A 24766-nucleotide genomic window follows, 5' to 3' on the forward strand; every position below is an offset into this window, starting at 1 on the left:
GCGGTCAAACGCATGCCCGCATGGTGGACGCCACCTGACCACGAGATGGTCGCCGCGGGCGGTTCCGGCCACCCCCGCCCGAGGGGGCGACCGGCCGTCACCGTGCCGCACCCGCAAGGGCCTTGGGCACGCCGGCGGCGCCCGGTCGCGCACGCGCCCGCGGCTCAGCCGCGGTAGGTCTCCAACAGCCGCAGCCAGATCTCGCTGACCGTCGGGTACGAGGGGACCGCGTGCCACAGCCGGTCCACGGGGACCTCGCCGGCCACCGCGACCGTCGCCGAGTGCAGCAGCTCGCCGACGCCGGGGCCGACGAAGGTGACGCCGACCAGGTGGCCGCGGTCGAGGTCGACGACCATCCGGGCCCGGCCGCGGTAGTCGTCGCCGTACAGGCTCGCGCCGGCGACCTGGCCGAGGTCGTAGTCGACGACCTTGACGTTCCGGCCGGCCTGCTGGGCCTCCGCCGCCGACAGCCCGACCGCCGCGACCTCGGGGTCGGTGAAGACGACCTGCGGGACGGCGGCGTGGTCGGCGGTCGCCACATGCGCGCCCCACGGGGCGTCGTCGACCGGCTCGCCCTTGGCCCGCGCGCCGATCGCGGCGCCGGCCATCCGGCCCTGGTACTTGCCCTGGTGGGTGAGCAGCGCCCGGTGGTTGACGTCGCCGCACGCGTACAGCCAGCCGCCGGGCACGGCGGTGACCTGGCAGGTGTCGTCGACCTCCAGCCAGCTCCCCGGCTTCAGGCCGACGGTCTCCAGGCCGATGTCGCCGGTGTGCGGGCGCCGGCCCACGGCGAAGAGCACCTCGTCGGCGGTCACCCGGGCGCCGCCCTCTAGCCCGATCCTGACCTCCCCGTGGGCGCCGTCGCGCTCCACCGAGCCGACGTTGGCGCCGAAGCGCACCTCGACCCCCGCCTCGCGCAGCCCGTCGGCGACCAGCTCGCCGGCGAACGGCTCGATCCGGTCCAGCAGCCTGTCGCCGCGCACCAGCAGCGTGACCTGCGAGCCGAGCGCCTGCCAGGCGGTCGCCATCTCGACGGCGACCACACCGCCGCCCACCACCGCGAGCCGCCGCGGCGCCTCCTTGGCGCTGGTGGCGTCCCTGCTGGTCCACGGGTTGACGTCGTCGATGCCGGGCATCGGCGGAAGGGCCGCGGTGGTGCCGGTCGCCACGACGACCGCGTGCCGGGCGGTCAGCCGCACCGTCCCGCCGTCCGGGGTCGCGACGGCGACCTCGCGCTCGCCGGTGAGCCGGCCGTGGCCGCGTACGAGATCCACGTCGACGGAGTCCAGCCAGCCGACCTGCCCGTCGTCCTTCCAATGCGAGGTGAACTCGTCGCGCCGGGCCAGCACCTTCGCCGCGTCCAGCGGTGCCTGCGCGGCGCCGGCCAGGCCCGGCAGCCGGCGCGCGTCGGCGCGGGCGATGACCGGGCGCAGCAGCGCCTTGCTCGGCATGCACGCCCAGTACGAGCACTCGCCTCCGACGAGCTCGCGCTCGACGACGACCGTGCTCAGGCCCGCGGCACGGGTGCGGTCCGCGACGTTCTCACCGACCGGGCCTGCGCCGATGACGATGACGTCGTAGGTACGGGGGGCGTCGTTCACGGCGGCTCCTGTGCTGCTCTCGGACGGCGGTCGGGCCGGGCGGGGCACGGGCGCACCACGTCCCGCGGCGTGCCCCCACGATCCGGCCGGCGTCACGCCGATGCCACGGGCCGGAGGGCGCGCGGTCATCGTACTGACGCCGGGTGACGGTACGTCTGTCCCGGTGCCCGCGTGTCATGCCCCGGGCCGCCCGGCCGCTCCCGCGGGGACGGCCGGCGGGGCCCGCGCGGCCGTCCGAGGCGACGGCGACAGGGCCGACGTATGATCACGAAGGAGCGCCGGACGGCGCCCGCGGGAGGTGTACCGATGGGTGAACTGGTGCTCATAAGGCACGGTGAGACCGAGTGGAGCCGGTCGGGGCGGCACACCAGCTACACCGATCTGCCGCTCACCGGGCACGGCGAGGCGCAGGCCCGCTCGCTCGCCCCGCTGCTGGCGAGCCGCGATGTCGTCCGGGTCCTGACCAGCCCGCTGCGGCGCGCCCGGCACACCGCCGAGCTCGCCGGCCTCGACGACACCGGGATCGACCCGGATCTGGTGGAGTGGGACTACGGCGGCTACGAGGGCGTCACGACCCCCGACATCCACCGCGAGCGGCCCGGCTGGGACCTGTGGACCGACGGGGTGGTCCCCGGGCCCGAGGGCCATCCGGGTGAGACCGCGCAGCAGGTCGGCGACCGCGCCGACCGGGTGCTGGCCCGGGTGGACGCGGCCCTCGCCGACGGCGACGGCGGCGATGTGGTGCTGGTCGCCCACGCGCACTTCCTGCGGGTGCTGACGGCCCGCCGGCTCGGCCTGCCGCCCGCCGACGGCGCCCTCTTCCAGCTCGCCACCGGCACGGTGAGCGGGCTGGGCTCGGAGCACGGCCGCCATGTGCTGACCGCCTGGAACCGGCTGCCCTGAGCCGCCGACCGCGCCGACCCCCGCGCGCCGGCCCCGCGCATCCGCCGCCCTGGGCCGTACGGGTGAGGTCCGCGCGCCCGGGCCGTACCGCCGCCCGACACGCCGACGCCGTCCGGCGCGCCGCCCGGCGGGCGGGAGGCCGGCCGGGCGGGGAGACTGGTCGCCGCGCGGTCGCCCCGCCCGTACCCGCCGGTACGGATCCGGCGGCCGGCAGGTGTGCGGAGCGGTGAGGAGCGCGGATGACGGTGACGGCCACCAAGCGGCGGTCGAGGCGGGAGGGCGCCCTGGCGTCCCCCTGGGCCCGGGGCGCGGTCGCCGCCGCGGCCGGGGCGCTGCCCTCGCTGGCCTTCCCCGCCCCTTCCCTGTGGTGGCTGGCGTACGGGGCGCTGGTGCCGTGGATGCTGCTCGCCCGGTCGGCCCGCACCGCGCGGCGGGCCGCCGTCGACGGGTGGCTCGGCGGCGCCGGGTTCATGCTCGCGGTGCACCACTGGCTCATCCCGAGCCTGAACGTCTTCGCCGTGGTGCTCGCGCTGCTGCTGGGGGCGCTGTGGGCGCCCTGGGGCTGGCTGGTGCGGCGGCTGCTGGGGACCGGCGGGCAGCAGCAGCCGCGGGCCGGCGCGGCGCTGGTGCTGCTGCCGTGCGGGTGGCTGATGGTGGAGCTGGTGCGCTCCTGGCAGTATCTCGGCGGGCCCTGGGGGCTGCTGGGTGCCAGTCAGTGGCAGGTGGCGCCGGCGCTGCGGCTGGTGTCGGTCGGCGGGGTGTGGCTGGTGAGCGCGGCCCTGGTGCTGGTCAACACCGCGGTGGTACTGCTGGTGGCGGCGCCCGGGCTGCGCAGGCCCGCGGTGGCCGCGCTGCTCGTGGCGGTGCTGGGCGGGGCCGCGGCGTGGCTGTGGGCGCCGCTGCCGCGGCCGGCGGGCGGCACCCGGATCGCGATCGTGCAGCCGGGTGTCGTCGCCACCGGGCAGGCGCGGCTGGACCGCGAGGTGGCGCTGACCCGGCGGCTGGCGGGCAGTCACCCGGGCCTGGTGGTGTGGGGCGAGAGCAGCGTCGGGGTGGACCTGGCCGGCCGGCCCGACGTGGCGCGCCGGCTCGCCGCGCTGTCCCGGCAGGTCGGCGCTGACCTGCTGGTCAACGTGGACGCCGAGCGCGCCGACGGCTCCGGCATCGCCAAGACGTCGGTGCTGATCGGCCCGGGCGGGGTGACCGGGCCGACGTACGACAAGATGCGGCTGGTGCCGTTCGGCGAGTACATCCCGCTGCGGTCGGTGCTGGGCTGGGCGACGTCGGTGGGCAAGGCGGCCGGCCAGGACCGGCGGCGCGGCGCCCGGCAGGTGGTGATGGACGCCGGCGGGCTGCGGTTCGGGCCGCTGGTGTGCTTCGAGACCGCCTTCCCCGACATGAGCCGGCGGCTGGCCGGGGACGGTGTGCAGCTGCTGGTGGCGCAGTCGTCCACGTCGTCCTTCCAGCACAGCTGGGCGCCCGCCCAGCACGCCTCGCTCGCCGCGCTGCGGGCGGCCGAGAGCGGGCGGCCGATGGTGCACGCGACGCTGACCGGGATCAGCGCGGTCTACGACGCCGAGGGGCACCGGGTGGGCCGCCGGGTCGGCACCGGCGCCGGCACCTCGGCGGTCTACGACGTGCCGCTGGCCTCGGGGCGCAGCCTCTACGTCCGGTTCGGCGACTGGGTGCCGCGGCTGGCGCTGCTGCTGGTGCTGGCCGCGGCGGCGTACGAGGTGACGCTCGCGGTCAGGCGGCCTGTTCCCGTACCTCGGTGACGATGCGTTCGCACAGCTCGTGGGTGGCGAGCGCGTCGCGGGCGTCCAGCGGGGCGCCGGTGCGGACCGCGTCGAGGAAGGCGAGGGTGATCTGCTCGATGCCGCGCTGCCGGGCGACCGGCACCCAGTCGCCGCGGCGGCGCAGCGTGGGCTGGCCCTTGTGGTCGACGACCTCGGCGAGGTTGAGCACCTGGCGGCGGGTGTCGCCGCCGCTGACGTCGAGGCTCTCCTCGACCGAGCCGCTCATCCGGTTCATCGAGCCGACGGCGGTGAAGCCGTCGCCGGACAGGTGCAGCACGACGTGGTGCAGCAGGCCCGCGACGACCTTGGCCGTGACACGGACCTGCTCGATCTCGCCGGGCACGAGGAAGCGCAGGGTGTCGACGACGTGGATGAAGTCGTCGAAGACCACCTCGCGGGGGTCGTCGGCCAGGCCGATGCGGTTCTTGTGCAGGAAGACCAGGTCCCGCGGATGGTCCAGGCACTGGACGTAGCCGGGGGCGTGGCGGCGGTTGAAGCCGGCCATCAGCGGGACGCCGCGGTCCTCGGCGAGCGCGACGAGGGCGCGGGCGCCGGCGGCGTCGCGGGCGAGCGGCTTGTCGACGTAGACGGGCACGCCGGCCTCGATGACGGCGGCGGCGATCTCGACGTGGTTCTCGGTGGGCGCGTGCACGAACGCGGCGTCCAGGCCCTGGCCGAGCAGCGCGTCGAGGGTGGTGTGGCGGTGCGGCAGCCGGTGGGCGTCGCCGATCCGGTCGAGGGTGGCGCGGGTGCGGGTGTGCAGGTGCAGCTCCAGGCCGGGCTGGGCGGTCAGCACCGGCAGGTACGCCTTCTGCGCGATGTCGCCGAGTCCGATGACGCCGACCTTCAGGGGCTCGCTGCCCGATGCCATCCGCTGCTCCCGCCTTCCTGCCCGCGCCCCGGCCGGGCGCGGCGTCCCCGCAGCATACGGGCCGGTCGGGGGCCCGCCGGGGGGCGGGGCGGCACTTCCCCGTACGGGTGACGGCGCGGCACGGCGGGCGCGGGGATCACCCTTGGGGGGAATGCCGCCGGGCCGCCGGCGCGGGCAGAGTGGGGCGGGTGCGCCTGTCGAACGTCATGGTGATCCTGCTGGCCTGTGCCGCCGCCGGATGCACCACCGTCTCCCCCGCTGCCGGCCCCTCCCCCGCGCCGACCCGCCCGGTGCCCCGGGTGGGGGCTCCGGCGCAGCCGCCCGTCGAGCCGCTGCTGGCCGACGTCACGCCGCCCGCCGGGGCGAAGGCCCCCGCCCCGCCGGGGGCGCCGCACACCCGGGCGCCCGCGCGGCGGACCACTGCGCCGGTGCCGCGCCGGCCGCGGCCGGTGGGGCGCCGGGCGGCGGTGCCGCCGGGGGTCGCGGGCAGCGGGCCGTGCGCGATGGGCCGGGCGTACGGCGGCTGGCCGGCGGGCAGCCCCGCCGCCGCCATCTGCGCGGGCGTCTACGGCCGCTGAACAGCCGGGCGCGCCACTACGCCCGGGCCGCACCCGTTACGTGTCGGCCGCGCGCGTTACGTGCGGTCGCCGAGGTCGGGGATGCGCCAGTCGATCGGCTGGTGGCCCTGCGCCGCGACCGCCGCGTCGATCTGGCTGAACGGTCGGCTGCCGAGGAAGAGCTTGGCCGACAGCGGCGAGGGGTGCGCGCCCTGGATCACGATGTGCCGGTCGGTGTCGATGAGCGGCAGCTTCTTCTTGGCGTAATTCCCCCACAGCACGAAGACCGCCGGGTCCTGGCGGCCGGCGACCGCGCGGATCACGGCGTCGGTGAACTTCTCCCAGCCCTTGCCCTTGTGCGAGTTGGCCTCGCCCTCACGGACCGTCAGCACCGCGTTGAGCAGCAGCACGCCCTGCTCGGCCCACGGCAGCAGATAGCCGTTGTCCGGCACCGGGTGGCCGAGTTCGGCGTGCATCTCCTTGAAGATGTTGCGCAGCGACGGCGGGGTCTTCACCCCGGGGCGCACCGAGAAGCACAGCCCGTGGCCCTGGCCCTCGCCGTGGTACGGGTCCTGGCCGAGGATCAGCACCTTGACCCGGTCGAAGGGCGTCGCTTCCAGCGCGGCGAACACCTCTTCCCGCGGGGGGAAGATGCGGTGCTCCTTGCGCTCGGCCTCCACGAAATCCGTGAGCTGCTGGAAGTAGGGCTTGTCCAACTCCTCGCCGAGAACGCTCTGCCAGGAGTCGGGCAGCATGGTGGGCACGTCGGGAACCTCCGGTACGCGATCCGTTACTGCGTCAGAACGTACCGCCCGGCACTGACACCGCGCCGGGCGGTGGCCCGTGCGGCTCCCGGGGCCCGCCGTCAGGCGCCGCCCGCGCGCAGGAAGAGGCCGCCGTCGATCACCAGGTTCTGCCCGGTGATCCAGCCGGCCTGCTCGCCGAGCAGGAAGGCCGCGGCGCCGCCGATGTCCTCGGGCTCGCCGAGCCGGCCCAGCGGATAGCCGGCCGCCGCCTCCTCCTCGCGGCCCTCGTAGAGCGCGGCGGCGAACTTGGTCTTGACCACGGCGGGCGCGAGGGAGTTGACCCGCACGCCGGGCGCCATCTCGGCGGCGAGCTGCACGGTCAGGTTGACCAGCGCGGCCTTGCTGACGCCGTAGGCGCCGATGAAGGGCGAGGGGGCCAGGCCCGCGATCGAGGCGACGTTGAGTATCGCGCCGCCGTGCTCCTTCTGCCACGCCTTCCAGGTCTGCTGGGCGAAGCCGAGCGCGGAGATCACGTTGGTCTCGTACACCTTGCGGGCGACGCCGAGGTCGAGGTCGGCGAGCAGCCCGTAGACGGGGTTGGTGCCGGCGTTGTTGGCGAGGTAGTCGAGGCGGCCGAAGGCCTCCATGGTGCGTTCGACGGCGGCGGCCTGGTGCGCCTCGTCGTGCGCCTTGCCGGCGACGCCGATGACCCGGTCGGGGCCGAGCCGTTCGACGGCCTCCTTGAGGGCGTCCTCGTTGCGGCCGGTGATGCACACCCGGTCGCCGCGGGCGACCAGGGCCTGCGCGATGGCGTAGCCGATGCCGCGGCTGGCGCCGGTGACGAGGGCGGCCCTGCCGCTGTCGGCGGGGGCGGAGGCTGAGGCGGGGGTGGTGTTCTGCGTCATGGTGTGGGGTCCTTGGGCCGTCAGTCGAGGGGTCCGCCGGCCACGTACAGCACCTGGCCGGAGACGAATCCGGCGTCGTCGCCGGTGAAGAAGGCGATGGCGCCCGCGACGTCCTCGGGGCGGCCGACGCGCTGCACCGGGATCTGGGTGGCGGCGGCGGCCTGGAACTCCTCGAAGTCCATGCCGACGCGGGCGGCGGTCGCGGCGGTCATGTCGGTGGCGATGAAGCCGGGGGCGACGGCGTTGGCGGTGACGCCGAACTTGCCGAGCTCGATGGCGAGGGTCTTGGTGAAGCCCTGCAGGCCCGCCTTGGCGGCGGAGTAGTTGACCTGGCCGCGGTTGCCGAGCGCGGAGGACGAGGAGAGGTTGACGATCCGGCCGAAGTGCGCGTCGACCATGTGCTTCTGGGCGGCGCGGCTCATCAGGAAGGCGCCGCGCAGGTGGACGCCGATGACGGTGTCCCAGTCCGCGGCGCTCATCTTGAACAGCAGGTTGTCGCGCAGCACGCCGGCGTTGTTGACCAGCACCGTGGGCGCGCCCAGTTCCTCGGCGACCCGGGCGACGGCGGCCTGGACCTGCGCCTCGTCCGCCACGTCGGCGCCGACCGCGAGCGCCCGGCCGCCGGCGCCGGTGATCGCGGCGACGGTGTCCTTGCAGGCGCTCTCGTCGAGGTCGAGTACGGCGACGGCCCGGCCCTCGGCCGCCAGCCGGACCGCGGTGGCGGCGCCGATACCGCGGGCGGCGCCGGTGACGATCGCGACGCGCTGCTCGGTGCTGGACATCTGTTCTCCTCAGCCCTGTGGTGCGGCCGGCTCCGTGGCTGCCCACAGATGAGCGACCGCTTAGTAGGTCCCGTTGCCGAAACCGTAGGAGGACAGTGACCGAGTGTCAACGCCACCACGGGTGATGTGGCCCGGCACACCGCGCGGTACGCGCCCGGCGGCGCCGCGGCTCAGTGGACCAGCAGGGTGAGCAGCCGGTCCGCCTCGCCGTCCGGGTCGGCGGTGAGCCCGGTGTGGATGGGGCCCGGCTGCACGACGGTGCTGCGCGGCGCGGTGAGCCAGCGGAAGCGCCGCCCCGGGTCGTCGCCGCCGGCCTGCCCGGCGTCCTCGCCGCCCGCGCACACCTCCTGGTAGCCGCGCAGCGCCGCCCGTACCGCGGCGACGTCCACGTCCGGGTCGAGGCAGCGCAGCCGGGACTCGTCCAGGTGCACCCGCACCCCGACGTACGCCTTCGCCCGGCAGTAGACCAGCACGCCGGCGTTGATCAGCTCGCCGCGCTCGATCCGCGGCACGACGCGCACCAGCGCGTACTCGAACACGTCCCGCCCGCCCATCAGGCGCGCTCCCCTGCGTCCGCGCCCTCGGCGTTCTTGCCGTCGACCCAGGTGCGCAGCCATTCGGGCGGCGGCCGGCGGTCGCGGCGGCGGGGGGCGAGGGTGATGCGCTCGTGGATGTCGGCGGCGCGGGCGGCCAGCAGCTCGCCGTAGGCCCGGCGTACGGCGTCGGGCGAGTCGAAGCCGGGCTCGCCGGCCAGCCACTCGTCCGGGACGAGCGCGGTGACCTCGGCGAGCAGGCCGGCGGTCACCCGCGGCGCCAGTTCCGCCGCGGCGGCGGCCGGGTCGGGCGAGAAGCGGGACAGGGCGTGGTCGGAGGCATCGTAGGGCTTGGCGGCGGAGGCCGCGGCGCCCTTCCAGTTGTGGTGCCAGATGAGCGAGGCGCCGTGGTCGATGAGCCACAGGTTGCGGTGCCAGACCAGCAGGTTGGGGTTGCGCCAGGACCGGTCGACGTTGCCGATCAGCGCGTCGAACCACACGACGCGGCTCGCCTCGGCGGGCTCCACGCCGAAGGCCAGCGGGTCAAAGCCGAGGGAGCCGGGCAGGAAGTCCATGCCGAGGTTGAGGCCGCCGCTGGCCTTGAGCAGGTCCTGGATCTCCTGGTCGGGCTCGCCGAGGCCGATCACCGGGTCAAAGTCGAAGCGGACCAGCTCCGGCACCCGCAGGTCCAGCCGGCGGCCCAGCTCGCCGGCGATCACCTCGGCGACCAGCGCCTTGCGGCCCTGCGCGGCGCCGTGGAACTTGACCACGTACGTCCCGAGGTCGTCGGCCTCCACCACGCCGGGCACCGAGCCGCCCTCGCGCAGCGGCGTCACATACCGGATGCCCGTCACTTCTCTCAGCATCGGGCCAGGCTATCGCCGGTCGCGCGGAGGCCGCGCGTTACGGCAGCCGGGTGAAATCCGGCGGGCGGCTGAACGCAACCCGGTGATCGCGCGTATCACCAGGCACGCGTGCACATCACGCCCGCCGGGCGGCGCCCTCCCGCCGGCCGGCCCGCCCAGTCGAACAGGATGCAGCTCATGGCCGAAACGCCCGGAGCCGACAAGCCCGGTCTCCCCCTCGTCCCGACCCGTCGCAGCCTCGTCGTCGCGGCGGGCGGCGCGGGTCTCGCCGCCGTGCTCGCCGCGTGCGGCGGCTCCGACTCGGACTCCGGCTCGGCGTCCGACGCGCCCGCCTCCGGCGCGCCCTCCGACGGCGGCGGGGCACCGGCGCCGGCCACCTCGGACGCGGGCTCGGGCTCCGGCTCCGGCTCCGGCTCCGGCTCGGGAGGTTCGGGGGGCTCCGGGTCGGGCGGCGGCACCGTGCTGGGGAAGACCTCGGACATCCCGGTGGGCGGCGGCAAGGTCTTCGCCGACCAGAAGGTGGTCGTCACGCAGCCGACCGCGGGGCAGTTCAAGGGCTTCACCGCGGTGTGCACCCACATGGGCTGCACGGTGGCGCAGGTCGCGGACGGCACGATCGACTGCCCCTGCCACGGCAGCAAGTTCCACATCGCCGACGGCTCGGTCGCGAACGGCCCGGCCACCTCGCCGCTGGCGGCCGAGCCGGTCACGGTCTCCGGGGACACCCTCACGCTCGGCTGAGCCCGCCGCCGCGCCGCCGCGCCCGCCGCGTCGCCTGACCCGCCGGGACCGTGGCGGGTCAGGCGTCGCGGCGGGCGGCGGTGCGCAGCGCGTCCACCGCGGCCCGGATCGCCGGGCGGCGGTCGGCGTCGGCGCGCCACACCGCGTAGACGTGGCGGTGCATGGTGTGCCGCACCGGCACCATCCGCACCCCGCCGGGCAGCGGATCCCGGCCGAGCCGCGGCATGACGGCGACGCCGAGGCCCGCCGCGACCAGGGCGAGCACCGTCGCGTGCTCCTCCGCGTGGTGCGCCACGCGCGGCTCGACGCCCTTGCCGCGCAGCGTGAACAGCAGCCACTCGTGGCAGAAACCGCCGTCCGGCCAGGCGATCCAGTCGTCGTCGGCGAGTTCGTCGAGGTCGATGTCGGTACGGCCCTCCAGCCGGTGCCCGGCCGGCAGCGCGACGTCCACGATGTCGTCGAAGAGCGGCGCCTTGGCCAGGCCCCCGGGCAGCGAGAGCGGCTTGTTGTACCAGTCGAGCACGACCGCGAGGTCGAGGTCGCCGCGCACCAGCCGGGCCAGCGAGTCGTGCGGCTCCAGCTCGTGCACCGTCGGGCGCAGTTGCGGGTGCGCGCGGCGCAGTTCGGTGAGGGCGGCGGGGAACAGGCCGCGGACGGCGGTCGGGAAGGCGCCGGCGACCAGGTCGCCGACCGCGGCGCCCCGGTGCGCCTCCAGGTCGGAGTGCGCGAGCTCGACCAGCGACAGTATCCGCTCGGCGTGCCCGGACAGCAGCCGCCCGGCGTCGGTGAGCCGCACGCCCCGGCCGCTCCTGGCGAGCAGCGCCTGGCCGGTCTCCCGCTCCAGCTTGGCCATCTGCTGGGAGACCGCGGAGGTGGTCACGCTCAGCACGTCGGCGGCGGCGCTCACCGAACCGTAGGTGTCGATCGCATGCAGGATGCGCAGGCGCTCCAGACTCAACATATAAGAAATACTACATTGTCCTTCAACGAAAACTCGCTTGTACTACGAGATCGGGACCGTCATCGTGGAGCCATGACCGCACCCGCCGCAAGCCGCCCCACTCCCGCCGCCGCCGGCGGATCCCCTGCCGAAGCCGCCGATGCCGCCGATGCAGCCGATGCAGCCGAAGCCGCCGATGCCGCCGGTTCGCCGCCCGCGCCGCGCCGCCGTCCGGTGCTGGACTGGCGGATCAGGTTCGCGGCGCTCGGCCTGGTGTGGGGCTTCAGCTTCCTGTTCATGAAGGTGGGCAACGAGGCGTTCGCACCGCTGCAGGTGACGCTGGGCCGGATGGTGTTCGGCACCGCCGTGCTCGCCGCGGCGGTCGCGGTGCGGCGTGAGCGGCTGCCCCGCTCGCCGCGCACCTGGCTGCATCTGTTCGTCGCGGCGATCCTGCTGAACTCGCTGCCGTTCACGCTGTTCGCGACGGCGGAGCAGACGATCCCGTCGATGGTCGCCGGGATATGCAACGCGGCCACGCCGCTGTTCTCGATGCTGGTCTCGCTGGTGGCGCTGTCGGAGGACCGGCCCTCGCGGGAGCGCTTCGCCGGCGTGGGCCTGGGCTTCCTCGGGGTGCTCACGGTGCTCGGGGCGTGGCAGGGCTTCTCCGGGCAGGACCCGAAGGGCACCCTCATGGCCTTGACGGCCGCCTTCAGCTACGCGGTGGGGTGGGCGTACGTGCGCCGGACGCTGGGCGGCACCGGCAGCTCGCACCTGGCGGTGTCCGCGAGCCAGTTGATGGCCGGCACGGTCCAACTGCTGGTCGTCACGCCGTTCTTCACCTCGATGCCGGACGCCTGGCCGGCGAAGTCGGTGCTGTCGGTCTTCGCGCTGGGCGCGCTGGGCACGGGGATGGCGTTCCTGGTGCAGTACGGGCTGGTCGCGCAGAAGGGCCCGACAATCGGGTCGATGGTGACGTACCTCATCCCGATCGTGGCGACCGCGGCCGGCGTGCTGCTGCTGGGCGAGACGCTGCACTGGAACGAGCCGGTCGGCGCGGTCGTCATCCTCGTCGGGGCCGCGCTCACCCAGCGGCGGCCCGGCGCGCGGCCCGTGCCGCGGAAGAAGGCGGCCGGCCCTCAGCCGTAGCGGCCGGCGCCGGGCGCGTGCAGCACCTCGGCGACGGCGCCGGCCAGCGGCGCGATGTCGTCCAGGTCCAGCGGGGAGACCGTCACGCGCACGCCGGGCGCCGAGCGCACCCGGAAGCGGGCGCCCGGGGTGACGGCCCAGCTGTGCTGGAGCAGGCCGGCGACCGCGCCGGTCTCGTCGCTGACCGGCACCCACACGTTCATGCCGCTGCGCCCGTGCGCGGTGACCCCGCGCTCGGCGAGCGCCCGCACCAGCGCGTCGCGCCGGGCGCCGTACGAGGCGGCGACGGCCGCCGGGTCCACGGCGCCGGTGCGCCACAGGTGGACGACGGCCTGCTGGAGCAGATGGCTCACCCAGCCCGCGCCGAGCCGGTGCCGGCCGCGTACCCGGTCCACGGTGGTGGCGTCGCCGGTGTAGAGCGCGAGCCGCAGGTCGGGGCCGTACGCCTTGGCGACCGAGCGCACCAGCACCCAGTGGTCGGTGACGCCGGACAGGCAGTGCAGCGGCAGGTCGACCGCGCCGTGCACATGGTCGTCGTCGATCACCAGCACATGGCGGTGCTCGGCGAGCAGGCCGCGCAGTTCGCCGGCGCGGGCGGCGGAGACGGCCGCGCCGGTCGGGTTCTGCCCGCGGTCGGTCACCACCAGCGCGCGGGCGCCGGCCCGCAGCGCGCGGGCGACATCGCCGGCCACCGGTCCCTCGTCGTCCACCGCGACCGGCACCACCCGCAGGCCGAGCGCGGGCACGAGGTCGAGCAGGCTGCCCCACCCCGGGTCCTCCACGGCGACCGCGTCGCCGGGCCGCAGATGCGCGGTCAGCACCCGCTCCATCGCGTCCAGCGAGCCCGAGGTGAGCCCGACCGGCCCGGCGGGCACCCCGTCCGCGTCCAGCGCGGCACGGGCGAGTTCGGCCAGCTCCGGGTCCACCGGCGGGCTGCCGTAGAGCGGCGGGTTGCGGGCGTGCCGCCCGGCGGCCACGGCGAGCGCGTCGCCGAGCGGCGGGAGCAGCGCGACATCGGGGTTGCCCTTGGAGACGTCCCGTACGCCCGGCGGCACGTCGATACGGATCTGGTCGCGCGGCGCGGTCGCGGGCCTGGCCCGCACCCGGCTGCCGCGGCGGCCCGCGGTCTCGATCACCCCGCGGTCGCGCAGCAGCCGGTAGGCGGCGGCCACGGTGTTGGCGTTGACGCCGAGCTCGGCGGCCAGGTCGCGCAGCGGCGGCAGCGCGTCGCCCGGGCGCAGCGCGCCGGCGCCGACCGCGCTCTCGATGTCGGCGGCAATACCCGATGCGCCCCGACCATGGATTCTGTACTCTCCTAGCACAAAGCCCATTATGCACTAGTGCAAAGGATCGCACCATGCCGACCGCCCCCGAGTCCTCCGCCGAGCAGTTCGGCACGTATCCCGCCACCGGCCGCAGCACCCCCACCCGCGCCAAGGAGCGGGCCGCCTACGACCGGGCGACCGTGCACGCGATCCTCGACCAGGGCTACCTCTGCCACCTCGGCTACGTCCGGGACGGCGCCCCGGTGGTGCTGCCCACGCTGTACGCGCGCAGCGGCGAGCGGCTGTACGTGCACGGGTCCACCGGCTCGCGGCCCCTGCGGGAGGCGTCCGGCGGCGGGCTGCCGGTGTGCCTGACGGTCACGCACGTGGACGGCCTGGTGCTGGCCAAGTCCGCCTTCCACCACTCCGTCAACTACCGCTCGGTGGTGGTGCACGGCACCGCGTTCGACGTGACCGACCCCGGCGAGCGGGCCGCCGCGCTGGACGCGATCGTCGACCAGGCCGTCCCGGGCCGCTCGGCCGACACCCGGCGGCCGAACGCCAAGGAGCTCGCGGCGACCGCCGTGATCCGGCTCGACCTGCGCGAGGTGTCGGCCAAGCTGCGCACCGGCGGCCCCAACGAGGAGCCGGAGGACGTCACGCTGCCCTACTGGTCCGGTGTGCTCCCGGTCGTCACCTCCTACGGCGTACCGGAGCCGGCCGAACTGCCGGGCCAGGACATAGCGCTGCCGGACTATCTGCCGCCGGTGCCCCGCTGACCGCCATGACCGTACGGGGCCGTCGGCGTGCCGCGCGGGCCTCGTCCGTGGTGAGCGCGCCGACCGCGCCCAGCAGGCAGCACGAGCCGAGCACGGTCGCCGCCGTCAACTGCTCGCCGAGCAGGGTGACGGCGAGCACCGTCGCCGAGACCGGCTCGATGAGGGCGACCACCGACACCGTCGCCGCCCGCAGTACCGCGGCGCCCGCGAAGTACAGGCCGTAGGCGAGGGCGGTCGGCACCGAGGCGAGGTAGCCGAGCAGCAGCAGCGTACGGCCGAGGTGCGCGGTGTGCGGCAGCAGGCCCTCCCAGCAGGCGGCCGGCAGCAGCACGGCCGCGCAGATGCCGAAGGCCCACATCGAGGTGCCGAACGGGTCGCCGGTCCCGCCGTCGCGCCCCCACCAGCGGGTCAGCACGGTGATCGCGGCGTAGCCCGCCGCGGAGAGCACCGCGAGCCCGACGCCGGCGGGGCGTACGTCGGCCCGGCCGCCGCCGAGGACCAGCACCGCGAGGCCGCCGAGCGCGCCGGCCACCGCCAGGGCGCCGCCGCGGCCCAGCCGCTCACCCATCGTCAGCCGCGCGGCCAGCGCGATGAGCACCGGGCCCGAGCCGAGCGTCACGACGGTGGCCACGGCCAGGCCCGTGGACCGCACCGCGCAGAAGTAGGCGATCTGGAAGACGGTGAGCCCGGCGCCGGTCGCCACCACCCGCCGTACGGTACGGGCCCGCGGCCCACCGGCCGCCTCCGCCCGCGGCCGGCGGGCGAGCCGGGCGGCGAGCAGCAGCACGAAGCCGCCTGCGGCGCGCCAGAAGGTGAGGGCGAACGGGCCGAGCCCGCTCCCCCCGTACAAGGCGGCGGCGACGGCGCCGGCCGTACCCCAGCCGGTCGCGGCGACCGCGACGTAGATCAGGCCCCGGGTGGCCGGGGCGGGTGCATGCCTGAGGAACACGGAGTTCTCCCGCGGAAGTGTCGGTCAACGGCCTCATCCCGTTTCGCGGGCAACCCCGACCGACCGCCGGCCCCAACCCCCGACGGCCCCCGACCTCGCCCGCACTCACCCCACGGGCGGCGAAAGAACAACGCTCTGCACCCCACCACGATATGCCCCCGCTAGACCCCCACCCAGGGGGCACCCCCAGGCGAAGCCCGGCGCACCCAACCACAACGCACCGCACGCAGACAACGCGCCCGAGGGGGCACCCACCTAGGGGCGCGGGGGGGGCACCTCCCAGGCGAAGCCCTGGGAGAACGGAGCGCCCAGCCACAACACACCGCACGCAAGCAACACACCCCAAGGGGCACCCACCTAGGGGCGCGGGGAACTGCGCGCTCAGCCACGAAGCAACCGTCAGCGGCCGACGCACCTCAAGGCGCACCCCCCGATGCCCCCACCCCTCACGCAGACATCCGCTCCTGCGCAGGCGCGCTCGCCGCCACAACCGTCCCTTCGGCCCTGCCGGGCTTCGCAGAAGCAGTCTGCGCGACCAGCGCGCCGGCCACCACCAGCGCCCCACCCGCCACCTGCCAGAACCCCAGGTGCTCGGCCAGCAGGATCCACGCGAGCACCGTGGCGATCACCGCCTCCATCCCGCCGACGACCGCCGCGACCTGCGGGCTGAGGCTGCGGACCGCCGTCACGCCGGTGAGGTAGGCGACCACCGTGGAGACCAGCACGATCCACCCCACCAGCAGCACCGCCGGCACCTCGCGGTCCCCGAGCGCGGCCTGATGCCCCAGCGTGTGCCACCGCATCGTCCACGGGTGGGAGACCGCCGTGAGCACGAGCGCCCCGACGACCAGCCCGTGCGCGATGACCGACTCCGGCTCCGGCGCGGCGGCGCCGTCCGTACGGCCGGAACCGCCGCCGTCGGCCAGGACGAAGTACGCCACCTGGCAGCATGCCGCGCCGAACGCGTAGAGCAGCCCGAGCGCGTCGAAGGCGAGGCCCGACCACACCTCGACCACGCAGGTCATGCCCGCGGTGGCCAGGACGACGCCGAGCGCGGCGGCGCGGGTGACCGGGCGGCGCTGGACGAACCGGATCCAGCCGAGCAGCAGCGCCGGGCCGAGGTATTCGACGAGGATCGCTATGCCGACGGGTATCCGCGCGATGGCCACGAAGTAGAGCGCCTGGCAGCCGACGATCGCCAGCAGCCCGAACCCGGCGACCAGGCCGGGCCGTTGCCGGGGCAGAGCGCGGGAGCGCAGCGCGACGGGCAGCAGGACGAGCGCGGCGCCAGCCACCCGCATCCACACCACCTGGAGCGGATCGAGGCCCAGGTCGATGAGCGGTTTCGCGGCGACGCCGGACCCTCCGAAGGCGCACGCCGACACCAAGGCGAGCCCGAGTCCGGTGCTCTTCACCGCAGTTCCGCGCATCCGGCCATCATGTCAGCCGGCGACAGGACCGTCACCCCGTTAAGCCCTGTCATCCCCGGTCCCGGCGCTCCGCGGCCCCGGCACCGTGCCGAAGCCGGCCCCGGGCTCCTCCTGCAGCCCGTCCGGGTCCAGCCCGGCCGCGCGCAGGACGTCGGCGGCGCGGCAGTCCGGGTCGGCGGCCAGCGCGTGCAGCAGGTCGATGCCGTCGGCCTGCTGCCGGCCGCGCGCCCGGGCCAGGTCCACCGCGCCGCCGAGCGCGGCGGAGGCGGCCGGGCTCCAGCCCGGCGCGGTCATCGTCAGCAGGGGCAGCGCCCCGGAGTCCTCCACCGAGCCGTGCCAGCGCAGCCCGTAGCCGATGCTGCGCTGCACCAGGTAGCCGAGGACGCGGGCGGCCCGGCCCTCGGGTATGTCGCAGGCGGCGCGGGCCTGCGGGTCGTTCTCCAGCAGGGAGTGCAGCAGGTGCGCGGTGTCGGCCTGCGTGTCCCCGTCCCGGACCGCGCGGCGGCGCGCGCTCGCGGCCACGGCGCGCATCTGCGCTGTCAGCTGCGCGTCGTCCTCGGGGTGGGCCGGCTCCGGCGTCGGCCCCTGGTCGCTGTACACGCCATCCATCACACCAGAGGCCCCGGCCGTGCCGCATCGGCTCAGCGGTCCATTCCGCCTCCGTCCGCGGAGGGGGTCGGCCGGCGGCGGCATCCTCCCGGGGGATGAGTCATGGCCACAGCAAGGTGCGGGTCCAGCCGTCGCCGTCCCGCGTGTAGTGCAGCCGCAGGTGGCCGCGCTCGGGGTCGGCCTGCCAGAACTCCGCCTGGCGGGCCCGCAGCCGGTAGACGGTGTGGCCCTCCGGCACCGCGTCCGGCTCGGCGGCCACGCGCTCCTGTGCGGCGCGGCGCTCGCGCGCGTACTCCGCCAGGCTGCCCAGCGGCGCGCTGGTGACCCCGGCGAGGCCGGCGGCGCGGGAGGCCGGCGAGCGGCCGAGGTAGTCGCGCCGGGCGGTCCCGGCGTCCAGGGCGTCGACCGGGCCGGTCATCCGGATCTGCCGGCCGTGCGCGGGCCAGTACCAGGAGACCGCGGCGACCGGGTTCGCGGCGAGGTCGCGGCCCTTGCCGCTGCGGCGGTCGCCGGCGAAGACGACGGCGCAGTCCGCCGAGTCGACGCCGCGCAGCATCAGCACCCGGGCGCTCGGCGTGCCGTCCGCGGCGGCGGTGCTGAGCGTCATGATCTGCGGCTCGGGCACCCCGTCGGCGAGCGCGCGGTCCAGCCAGGCGGCGAAGAGCGGCCCGGGGGCGCCGGGCGCCCGGTCGGGGTCGAAGGTGAGCAGCGGCCCGGCGAGCACGGGCGCGGCCCTGATCCGCTCCAGCAGCTCCCGGTCCGCCGCGGCGCCGTCCGTACCCTCGCTCATGCGTCCTCCCTCCGCCCGCCGGGCGCCTTCCCCGGCGGCAGCGGGCCAAGCCTGGCATCCGGGCGCCGTGCGGTGCGTGCGGCACGGCGGGCCGCGGACGGGAAAGTGCCCCGCCCGCGGCCCGCCGCCGTCAGCTCACCGCGCCCCGCGGACGCGGCTCACGACCGGGCCGGCCGGTCAGCGCACGGTCACCGTCGTGCTCTGGCTGCCCGCGGTGAAGACGTACGCCCCGCGCTCGACCTGCTGCGGCCCCGAGCCGTCGATGTCGCCCGGCGTGAGGGCGAGCCGGGTCGGCGGCACCTTCAGGCTCACCGTCGTGTGCTGTCCCGCGCCCAGGTGCACCCGGGTGAAGGCGACGAGCTTGGCGGGCGGGGTGAGCACGTCGCTGGTGGGCTGCGCGACATAGACGGGGACGACCAGGTCGCCCGCGCGGCTGCCGGTGTTGGAGACGCCCACCTTCAGGGTGATGGTGTCGCGGGTGCGGACGCTCGCGGCGGACGCCTTGACCGAGTCGAAGGTGTAGCTGGTGTAGGACAGGCCCGCGCCGAAGCGGTAGGCCGCGTCGTAGTTCGACTCGGGTCCCGCGTTGGTGCCGGGGAGCTGCTGGTAGTACAGCGGCTCGTTGCCGATGTCCTTGGGCCAGGACGCGCTGAGCCGGCCGCTGGGGTTGTACGAGCCGAACAGCACGTCGGCCACCGCGTGGCCGCCCTCGGTGCCGGGCAGCCACGACATCAGCAGGCCCTGTGTGCCGTCGGCGTCGCCGAGCACCAGCGGGCGGCCGGCGAGCACCACGGTGACGACCGGCTTGCCGGTGGCCTTCAGCGACTTCACCAGCGCCTGCTGGTCGGCGCTCAGTTCGGGCCGGGGGGAGTCCGCGGTGCCTTCGGCGGCGGCCTTCTCACCGACCACCACGACGGTCAGGTCGGCGTCCTCGGCCTGGGTCACCGCGTCGTCCGCGGACGTCGCGCGCACCACCGTCGTCCCCGGGGGCGCGGCCTCCTTGATGCCCTGGAGCACGGTGGTGCCGGGCAGCGTGACCCCGTCGGGCACGCCCTGCCAGCCGACCGTCCAGCCGCCGGCCTGGTCGTTGATGTCGTCGGCGTAGGAGCCGGCCACCACGATCTTCTTCGCCGACTTCGCGATCGGCAGCACATTGCCGTCGTTGCGCAGCAGCACCTGCGACTCGTCGGCGGCCTTGCGGGCGAGCGCGGTGTCGGCGCCGATCACCCGCCCGTCGGCCTTCGAGGCGTCCACATAGGGGTGCTCGAACAGCCCGAGCTCGAACTTCATGGTGAGGATGCGGGAGACGGACTGGTCGATGCGCTTGACGGACACCAGCCCGCGCTGCACGGCGGTCTTGAGCCCGTCGGTGAAGCCCTGCGCGTCGTAGGGCTCCATCGCCATGTCCAGACCGGCGTTGACGGCCTTGGCGATGGCCTCGGGGTAGTCGGCGGCGATGTGGTACGAGGTCTGCAGGGCCCGTACGTCCTGCCAGTCGCTGACCTCGACGCCCTTGAAGCCCCACTGGTCGCGCAGCACGTCGGTGAGCAGGTAGTGCGAGGCGGTCGCCGGGACGCCGTTGACGGCACCGGAATTGACCATCACCGACATGGCTCCGGCGTCCACGGCCTGCTTGTAGGACGGCAGCAGGGTGTCCTGGAGGTAGCGCAGCGAGACGTCGCCGGGGACGCGATCGTGGCCGTTGCCGGGCTCGCCGTAGCCGGCGAAGTGCTTGACGGTCGCCGCGACGTCCTTGGCGCCGTCGGCGCCCTGGATGCCCTTGACGGCGGCGGAGGCGAGGGTGCCGGCGAGCAGCGGGTCCTCGCCGTACGTCTCGTAGTAGCGGCCCCAGCGCTGGTCGCGGGCGATGTCGGCGACCGGTGCGAAGTTCCAGTCGATGCCGGTGGCGGCGACCGCCCGGGCGGTGGCGGCGCCCGCGTCGCCGACCAGGCCGGGGTCCCAGCTCGACCCCAGGCCGATCTCCTGCGGGAAGATCGTGGCGCCCAGCACGTTGTTGTGGCCGTGCACGGCGTCGACGCCGTAGATGACCGGGATGTGCAGGCGCGAGTTCTCGATCGCGTACTTCTGCACGGCGTTGACCATTGCCGCCCAGTTCGACGGGGTGTTGACGGCGGGTCCTGCGCCGCCGCCGGAGAGCACCGAGCCCGCGGCATTGTCGACCAGGACGTTCTTCATGCAGGATTCGGTGAAGGCGCCGCCGCTCCATTCGCAGTCGCCCTGCATGCGGACCACCGAAATCTGGTCCATCTGGCCGATCTTCTCGTCCAGCGTCATCCGCTTGAGAAGGTCCTTGACCCGCACGTCGACGGGGGCGTTCCGGTTGGTGTACGTGGGGTTGTCGCCGGCCTGTGCCGGTACGGAGGCCACCGCGGCCACGCAGGCGGCGGCGGTGGCGAGCGTCAGAAGGGTTCTGACGCGCAGTCGTCGAGCGTTCATTGGCATCGCAGGCGTCCCGTTCCTGTTGGGGATCCCCGGGCGAGCCGGGGCCGACCGTGCCGTAAACGTTTCCGATCGGCGGGAAGTCTGTCCTCGCCCCGACTGATCGTCAAGACTGTGTGCAGCAGGCTTTTTTCCGTCTCTTCATGTCGTTCTCATATTTACGCCCTTGTCCACCGTCCCTTGTCCATTCGCGCAGAACGGGTCCGCCGTGAACATCCGTGAACTCGCCCGCCGCAGCGGCGTGTCGACCGCCACCGTCTCCCGCGCGCTGAACGACCGAGCCGAGGTGAGCGAGGCGACCCGGGCGAAGATCCGGGCGCTGGCCAGCGAACTGGGCTACGCGCCCAACGAACCCGCCCGTACGCTGGTGCGCCGCCGCTCGGACACCATCGGGCTGATATGGGACAGCGGGCAGGAGGCGAGGGGCCTGCACAACCCGTATCTGCTGGGGCTGCTCAGTGCCGTGCGCACCGCGCTGTCCGAGGCCGACTACCACCTGATGCTGCTCAACACGCCGGGCGCGGAGGAGCAGGACACCGCGCTGCTGCAGGCGGTGCGGCGGCACAACCTGGAGGGCGTGATCGTGCTGACCACGCCGCCGGACGACCGCTGCCTGCGGCTGCTGGCCGGCTCGACCGTGCCGTGCGCGGGCATCGACACCGCCTTCACCGGGCCGCGTACGGTCCGGGTCAGCTCGGACAACGCGGCGGGCGCGGAGCTTGCCGTGCAGCACCTGTACGAGCAGGGGCACCGCAGGATCGCCACCGTGACCGGCCCGCTGCACCTGCCGCCGGCCGCCGAACGCCTGGCGGGCTATCTGCGGGCCTGTACGCGGCTGGGGCTGGCGGTGCCGCCGGAGTATGTGACGGAGGGCGACTTCTTCCTGGCCAGCGGGCAGAGCGCGGGCAAGCGGCTGCTGGCGCTCGCCGACCGGCCGACCGCGATCTTCGCGGCCGGCGACCAGATGGCGATAGGCGCGATGCACGCGGCGGCGGACGCGGGTCTTTCGGTGCCCGGCGACCTGGCGGTGGTCGGCTTCGACGACATCGACGCCGCGTCGCTGGTCCGCCCGGCCCTGAGCACCGTGGCGCAGGACCAGCGCGGGCTCGGCGAGGCGGCGGTGGCGTCGCTGCGCGGGCTGATCGACGCGGCGCCGGTGGAGCCGGCGCAGCCGCGTATCGTGCCGACCCGGCTGGTGGTGCGCGGGTCGAGCCGCCCGCGCGGCTGAGCCGCCGCCTCCGCGCACAGGGGCGGGCCCCCGGGGGCGATTCCCCGGGGGCCCGCCGTCTCCCCCGCCGCCGGCGCGGCTGCGGCGTCCGCCGTCAGTCCTCGTCGGCGAGGATGAGGTAGAGCTTCTTGCGGGCCTCGTTCACCACCGTCAGCGCCTTCTCGCGCTGCTCGGGGGTGCCGGCGACCCACACCTGGCGGAAGGCCTCGACCAGTCCGCCGCCGGCCTTCCTTATCTCGTTCATCGCGTCCCAGTCGACGCCGCGCCCGGCGTCCTCCCAGGGCGCCTCGGGCCCGGCCTCGGCTTCCTGGCGGCCGGTGTCGGTGAGCGTGAAGAGCTTCTTGCCGCCCTCGCTCGTGCTGGTGATCAGGCCCTCGTCCTCCAGCAGCTGCAGCGTCGGGTAGACCGAGCCGGGGCTCGGCTTCCACGCGCCGCCGCTGCGGTCGGCGATCTCCTGGATCATCTCGTAGCCGTGCATGTCCCGGTCCTTGAGCAGGGCCAGGATCGAGGCCCGTACGTCCCCCCGCCGGGCCCGGCCGCGCGGGCCTCCGCGCCCCCGTCCGCCCGGTCCCCAGGGGCCGCCACCGAAGGGCGGTCCGAACGGCCCGAAGGCGGCCCTGCGGCCCTCGTGCTCGCCGTGTGCGCCGGGCCCGAAGGGGCCGGCTCCGTGCGGGTGTCCATGAGTGTGTCCACGCATGACGTTTCTCCTTCTGTGATGTCTCGTGATTGCCTCGCGATCCTCTCGCGATGCCTCAACGATATATCGGTGAGTGTCGGATGGCAAGGCCCTCCGACCTGCGCGGACGCGGCGCGCCCGGCCCGGTGTCAGTGGGGTGCGGCACACTGAGGGCATGGACAGAACGGATCTGGTGCGGCTGCGGCGGGCCCGCGACCGCATGGACCGCGCGTACGCGCAGCCGCTCGACGTGCCGGCGCTGGCGCGGGAGGCGCTGATGTCCCCCGGGCACTTCTCCCGGAGTTTCCGCGCGGCCTTCGGCGAGACGCCCTACGCGTATCTGATGACGCGGCGCATAGAGCGGGCCAAGGCGCTGCTGCGCCGCGGCGACATGTCCGTCACCGACGTCTGCATGGCGGTCGGCTGCTCCTCGCTGGGCTCGTTCAGCACCCGCTTCACCGAGCTGGTGGGCGAGACGCCGAGCGCGTACCGGGCCCGCAGCCATGCCGAGCTGCCCGGGCTGCCGTCGTGCGTGGCGCGGATGGTCACCCGACCGGTCAGGATCAAAGAAGTGCGCGCCGGTGGTCCTGCCGTAGCGTGAGCGGCATGGAGATCAAGCTTTCGCACACCTTCCTCGCCGTCGACGACCCGGACAAGGCGCTCGCGTTCTACCGCGACCTGCTGGGCCTGGAGGTCCGCAACGACGTCGCCTACGGCGGCATGCGCTGGATCACCGTCGGTGCCGCCTCGCAGCCCGAGGTCGACATCGTGCTGGAGCCGCCGGCGGTCAACCCCAACATGACCGCCGAGGACCGCCGGGTGGTCGCCGACCTGATGGCCAAGGGCGTCTTCGCCCGGGTCGTCTTCTGGAGCGACGACGTCGACGCGACCTTCGACGCGCTCCAGTCGGCCGGCGCGGACGTCGTCCAGGAGCCCACCGACCAGCCCTACGGCGTACGCGACTGCGCCTTCCGCGACCCGGCGGGCAACGAGGTCCGCTTCAACCAGGCCAAGGGCTGACCGCTCCGGCCCGCACCGGGCGATACCGTCCCGTACCGGGGCGTCCAGGGCGCGTCCTAGACTCGTAAGGGAGAGCAGAAGGAGGAGATGCGCCATGCGCAAGGTCGCCGACTGCCGGGACTTCCCCAGCGAGACGAACTGCACGCTCGCCATATCCGGCGAGGAGGACGAGGTCGTGCGCGCCGCCGCCGAACATGCCGCCTCCGTGCACGGGCACACCGACACCGCGGAACTGCGCGAGCAGATCCGCGGCACGCTCAAGGACGAGGTGCCGCAGCACGCCTGAGCCGTACGGCCGGGTGCGCGGCGGCGGTCACGCGGTGGGGAGCCACCCGACCTTGCCGGCGAGCACCGCGTAGCCGACGAAGGCCACCGTGTCGATCAGGGCGTGGGCGGCGACCAGCGGCCCGACCCGGCCCCAGCGGCGGTAGAGCAGGACGAACAGCACGCCCATCGCCATGTTGCCGAAGAAGCCGCCGAGGCCCTGGTAGAGGTGGTACGAGCCGCGCAGCACCGCGCTGGCGGCGAGCGCGGCCGTCGGCGTCCAGCCGAGCCGGTCCAGCCGGCGCAGCAGGTAGCCGACCACGATGACCTCCTCCAGCACGGCGTTCTGCACCGCCGACAGGACGAGCACCGGGATCTTCCACCACACGTCGGGCAGCGACTCGGGCACCACCGTCAGGTTGAAGCCGGCCGCCCGCACGCCCAGGTAGAAGGCCAGTCCGGTGCCGCCGACCACCGCGGCGACGACGGCGCCGCGGGCCAGGTCCGGGCGCGGGCGGGTCAGGTCGAAGCCGATCGCGCGCATCCCGGCGCGCTCGCGGCCCAGCAGGTGGGCCACGAGCGCGACCGGGGCCAGCGCGGTGGCGATGGAGAACAGCTGCCACGCCAGGTCCAGCCACGGCCGGTGCGGGGCGTAGGAGCCGACGAGCGTGGCGGCCTGGTTCTTCAGGGCGCCGGGCCGGGTCACCGAGCCGATGAAGTCGATCAGCGCCGAGACCCCGCTGGCGCCCAGCGAGAGCGCCAGCACGATCAGCGTCTCGCTGCGCAGCGTCCGGTCGGGAAGTTCCGCGTCCGCGCCCTGCACCTGGTACGGCTGTGTGTGCATACGGTCCTCCAGCGGCGCGGGTGTCTGCAGGACAAGATACGAAGATCGCGCCTGCCGCCGTGGAG

Annotated in this window: 26 protein-coding genes; 10 read left to right on the forward strand and 16 right to left on the reverse strand. The window is 74.9% G+C overall.

What is annotated here, in order from left to right; all coding sequences use genetic code 11:
* Positions 1-164: 164 nt before the first annotated feature.
* Positions 165-1601: a dihydrolipoyl dehydrogenase family protein gene (locus HCN08_RS09815; protein ID WP_322974351.1), complete on the reverse strand. Its 1437-nt coding sequence runs from the start codon at positions 1599-1601 to the stop codon at positions 165-167.
* 306 nt (positions 1602-1907) lie between these two features.
* Between HCN08_RS09815 and HCN08_RS09820 the strand changes: the two genes are divergently transcribed.
* Both HCN08_RS09820 and lnt read left to right on the forward strand, forming a co-directional pair.
* Positions 1908-2504 carry a histidine phosphatase family protein gene (locus tag HCN08_RS09820; protein ID WP_167982541.1) on the forward strand — a complete coding sequence of 199 codons (597 nt, stop codon included), beginning with the start codon at positions 1908-1910 and terminating at the stop codon, positions 2502-2504.
* Positions 2505-2743: 239 nt separating this feature from the next.
* A complete protein-coding gene (lnt, locus tag HCN08_RS09825; RefSeq protein WP_167982542.1) occupies positions 2744-4279 on the forward strand; it encodes an apolipoprotein N-acyltransferase in 1536 nt (511 codons plus the stop codon).
* Here lnt and HCN08_RS09830 read toward each other — a convergent pair.
* Entirely contained in the window at positions 4251-5150 is a 900-nt protein-coding gene (locus tag HCN08_RS09830) for a Gfo/Idh/MocA family protein (protein WP_322974359.1), read from the reverse strand. The genes lnt and HCN08_RS09830 overlap by 29 nt on opposite strands.
* A gap of 209 nt (positions 5151-5359) precedes the next feature.
* Here HCN08_RS09830 and HCN08_RS09835 point away from each other — a divergent pair, with 209 nt between their 5' ends.
* Positions 5360-5749, forward strand: a complete 390-nt coding sequence (locus HCN08_RS09835) for a hypothetical protein (protein ID WP_322974352.1) — start codon at positions 5360-5362, stop codon at positions 5747-5749.
* A 56-nt stretch (positions 5750-5805) separates the two neighbouring features.
* On the opposite strand, the gene ung is transcribed toward HCN08_RS09835, so the two are convergent.
* From ung to HCN08_RS09860, 5 genes are all read right to left on the reverse strand, one after another.
* A complete protein-coding gene (ung, locus tag HCN08_RS09840; RefSeq protein ID WP_167982612.1) occupies positions 5806-6483 on the reverse strand; it encodes a uracil-DNA glycosylase in 678 nt (225 codons plus the stop codon).
* 110 nt (positions 6484-6593) lie between these two features.
* A complete protein-coding gene (locus HCN08_RS09845) occupies positions 6594-7379 on the reverse strand; it encodes an SDR family oxidoreductase (RefSeq protein WP_167982545.1) in 786 nt (261 codons plus the stop codon).
* 20 nt (positions 7380-7399) lie between these two features.
* Positions 7400-8161: a 3-oxoacyl-ACP reductase FabG gene (gene fabG / locus HCN08_RS09850; RefSeq protein ID WP_167982546.1), complete on the reverse strand. Its 762-nt coding sequence runs from the start codon at positions 8159-8161 to the stop codon at positions 7400-7402.
* A 170-nt stretch (positions 8162-8331) separates the two neighbouring features.
* Entirely contained in the window at positions 8332-8715 is a 384-nt protein-coding gene (locus tag HCN08_RS09855; protein ID WP_167982547.1) for a DUF3037 domain-containing protein, read from the reverse strand.
* Complete coding sequence (locus tag HCN08_RS09860) at positions 8715-9560, reverse strand: HipA family kinase (RefSeq protein WP_206318568.1); 846 nt, start codon at positions 9558-9560, stop codon at positions 8715-8717. The genes HCN08_RS09855 and HCN08_RS09860 overlap by 1 nt, the downstream gene beginning before the upstream one ends.
* Positions 9561-9737: 177 nt before the next feature.
* On the opposite strand from HCN08_RS09860, the gene HCN08_RS09865 reads away from it, so the two are divergent.
* On the forward strand, positions 9738-10301 hold the full coding sequence (locus HCN08_RS09865; protein WP_167982548.1) for a Rieske (2Fe-2S) protein: 564 nt from the start codon (positions 9738-9740) through the stop codon (positions 10299-10301).
* A 58-nt stretch (positions 10302-10359) separates the two neighbouring features.
* Here the strand turns inward: HCN08_RS09865 and HCN08_RS09870 are convergent, their stop codons facing one another.
* The gene (locus tag HCN08_RS09870) at positions 10360-11262 is read right to left on the reverse strand and encodes a LysR family transcriptional regulator (RefSeq protein ID WP_167982549.1); all 903 of its coding nucleotides are present in this window, start codon (positions 11260-11262) and stop codon (positions 10360-10362) included.
* A 72-nt stretch (positions 11263-11334) separates the two neighbouring features.
* On the opposite strand from HCN08_RS09870, the gene HCN08_RS09875 reads away from it, so the two are divergent.
* Positions 11335-12387, forward strand: a complete 1053-nt coding sequence (locus HCN08_RS09875; protein ID WP_167982550.1) for a DMT family transporter — start codon at positions 11335-11337, stop codon at positions 12385-12387.
* Here HCN08_RS09875 and HCN08_RS09880 read toward each other — a convergent pair.
* Positions 12378-13718: an aminotransferase class I/II-fold pyridoxal phosphate-dependent enzyme gene (locus HCN08_RS09880; protein ID WP_206318569.1), complete on the reverse strand. Its 1341-nt coding sequence runs from the start codon at positions 13716-13718 to the stop codon at positions 12378-12380. The genes HCN08_RS09875 and HCN08_RS09880 overlap by 10 nt on opposite strands.
* A gap of 26 nt (positions 13719-13744) precedes the next feature.
* Between HCN08_RS09880 and HCN08_RS09885 the strand changes: the two genes are divergently transcribed.
* Positions 13745-14431: a pyridoxamine 5'-phosphate oxidase family protein gene (locus tag HCN08_RS09885; RefSeq protein WP_167982552.1), complete on the forward strand. Its 687-nt coding sequence runs from the start codon at positions 13745-13747 to the stop codon at positions 14429-14431.
* Here HCN08_RS09885 and HCN08_RS09890 read toward each other — a convergent pair.
* From HCN08_RS09890 to HCN08_RS09910, 5 genes are all read right to left on the reverse strand, one after another.
* Positions 14346-15380, reverse strand: coding sequence for a DMT family transporter (locus HCN08_RS09890; RefSeq protein ID WP_167982553.1), 1035 nt, complete (start codon positions 15378-15380; stop codon positions 14346-14348). The genes HCN08_RS09885 and HCN08_RS09890 overlap by 86 nt on opposite strands.
* 446 nt (positions 15381-15826) lie before the next feature.
* Entirely contained in the window at positions 15827-16810 is a 984-nt protein-coding gene (locus HCN08_RS09895; protein WP_167982554.1) for an EamA family transporter, read from the reverse strand.
* 39 nt (positions 16811-16849) lie between these two features.
* Complete coding sequence (locus HCN08_RS09900) at positions 16850-17410, reverse strand: Clp protease N-terminal domain-containing protein (RefSeq protein WP_322974353.1); 561 nt, start codon at positions 17408-17410, stop codon at positions 16850-16852.
* A 109-nt stretch (positions 17411-17519) separates the two neighbouring features.
* On the reverse strand, positions 17520-18209 hold the full coding sequence (locus tag HCN08_RS09905; protein ID WP_167982556.1) for a pyridoxine/pyridoxamine 5'-phosphate oxidase: 690 nt from the start codon (positions 18207-18209) through the stop codon (positions 17520-17522).
* A gap of 177 nt (positions 18210-18386) precedes the next feature.
* Positions 18387-20666, reverse strand: a complete 2280-nt coding sequence (locus HCN08_RS09910; RefSeq protein WP_167982557.1) for a glycoside hydrolase family 3 N-terminal domain-containing protein — start codon at positions 20664-20666, stop codon at positions 18387-18389.
* Between the two features lie 211 nt (positions 20667-20877).
* Between HCN08_RS09910 and HCN08_RS09915 the strand changes: the two genes are divergently transcribed.
* On the forward strand, positions 20878-21897 hold the full coding sequence (locus HCN08_RS09915) for a LacI family DNA-binding transcriptional regulator (protein ID WP_206318570.1): 1020 nt from the start codon (positions 20878-20880) through the stop codon (positions 21895-21897).
* Positions 21898-21991: 94 nt separating this feature from the next.
* Here HCN08_RS09915 and HCN08_RS09920 read toward each other — a convergent pair whose 3' ends face one another.
* Entirely contained in the window at positions 21992-22594 is a 603-nt protein-coding gene (locus tag HCN08_RS09920) for a PadR family transcriptional regulator (protein ID WP_167982559.1), read from the reverse strand.
* Between the two features lie 154 nt (positions 22595-22748).
* Between HCN08_RS09920 and HCN08_RS09925 the strand changes: the two genes are divergently transcribed.
* The 3 genes from HCN08_RS09925 to HCN08_RS09935 all read left to right on the forward strand — a co-directional run bounded on the left by HCN08_RS09925 (position 22749) and on the right by HCN08_RS09935 (position 23879).
* Entirely contained in the window at positions 22749-23174 is a 426-nt protein-coding gene (locus HCN08_RS09925) for a helix-turn-helix transcriptional regulator (RefSeq protein WP_167982560.1), read from the forward strand.
* Between the two features lie 5 nt (positions 23175-23179).
* Positions 23180-23593: a VOC family protein gene (locus tag HCN08_RS09930; protein ID WP_167982561.1), complete on the forward strand. Its 414-nt coding sequence runs from the start codon at positions 23180-23182 to the stop codon at positions 23591-23593.
* Positions 23594-23687: 94 nt separating this feature from the next.
* Positions 23688-23879 carry a DUF1059 domain-containing protein gene (locus tag HCN08_RS09935; RefSeq protein WP_167982562.1) on the forward strand — a complete coding sequence of 64 codons (192 nt, stop codon included), beginning with the start codon at positions 23688-23690 and terminating at the stop codon, positions 23877-23879.
* 27 nt (positions 23880-23906) lie between these two features.
* On the opposite strand, the gene HCN08_RS09940 is transcribed toward HCN08_RS09935, so the two are convergent.
* Positions 23907-24701, reverse strand: a complete 795-nt coding sequence (locus HCN08_RS09940; RefSeq protein ID WP_167982563.1) for a CPBP family intramembrane glutamic endopeptidase — start codon at positions 24699-24701, stop codon at positions 23907-23909.
* Positions 24702-24766: the final 65 nt, after the last annotated feature.

Source organism: Actinacidiphila epipremni (assembly GCF_012034175.1).
GTDB lineage: Bacteria > Actinomycetota > Actinomycetes > Streptomycetales > Streptomycetaceae > Actinacidiphila > Actinacidiphila epipremni.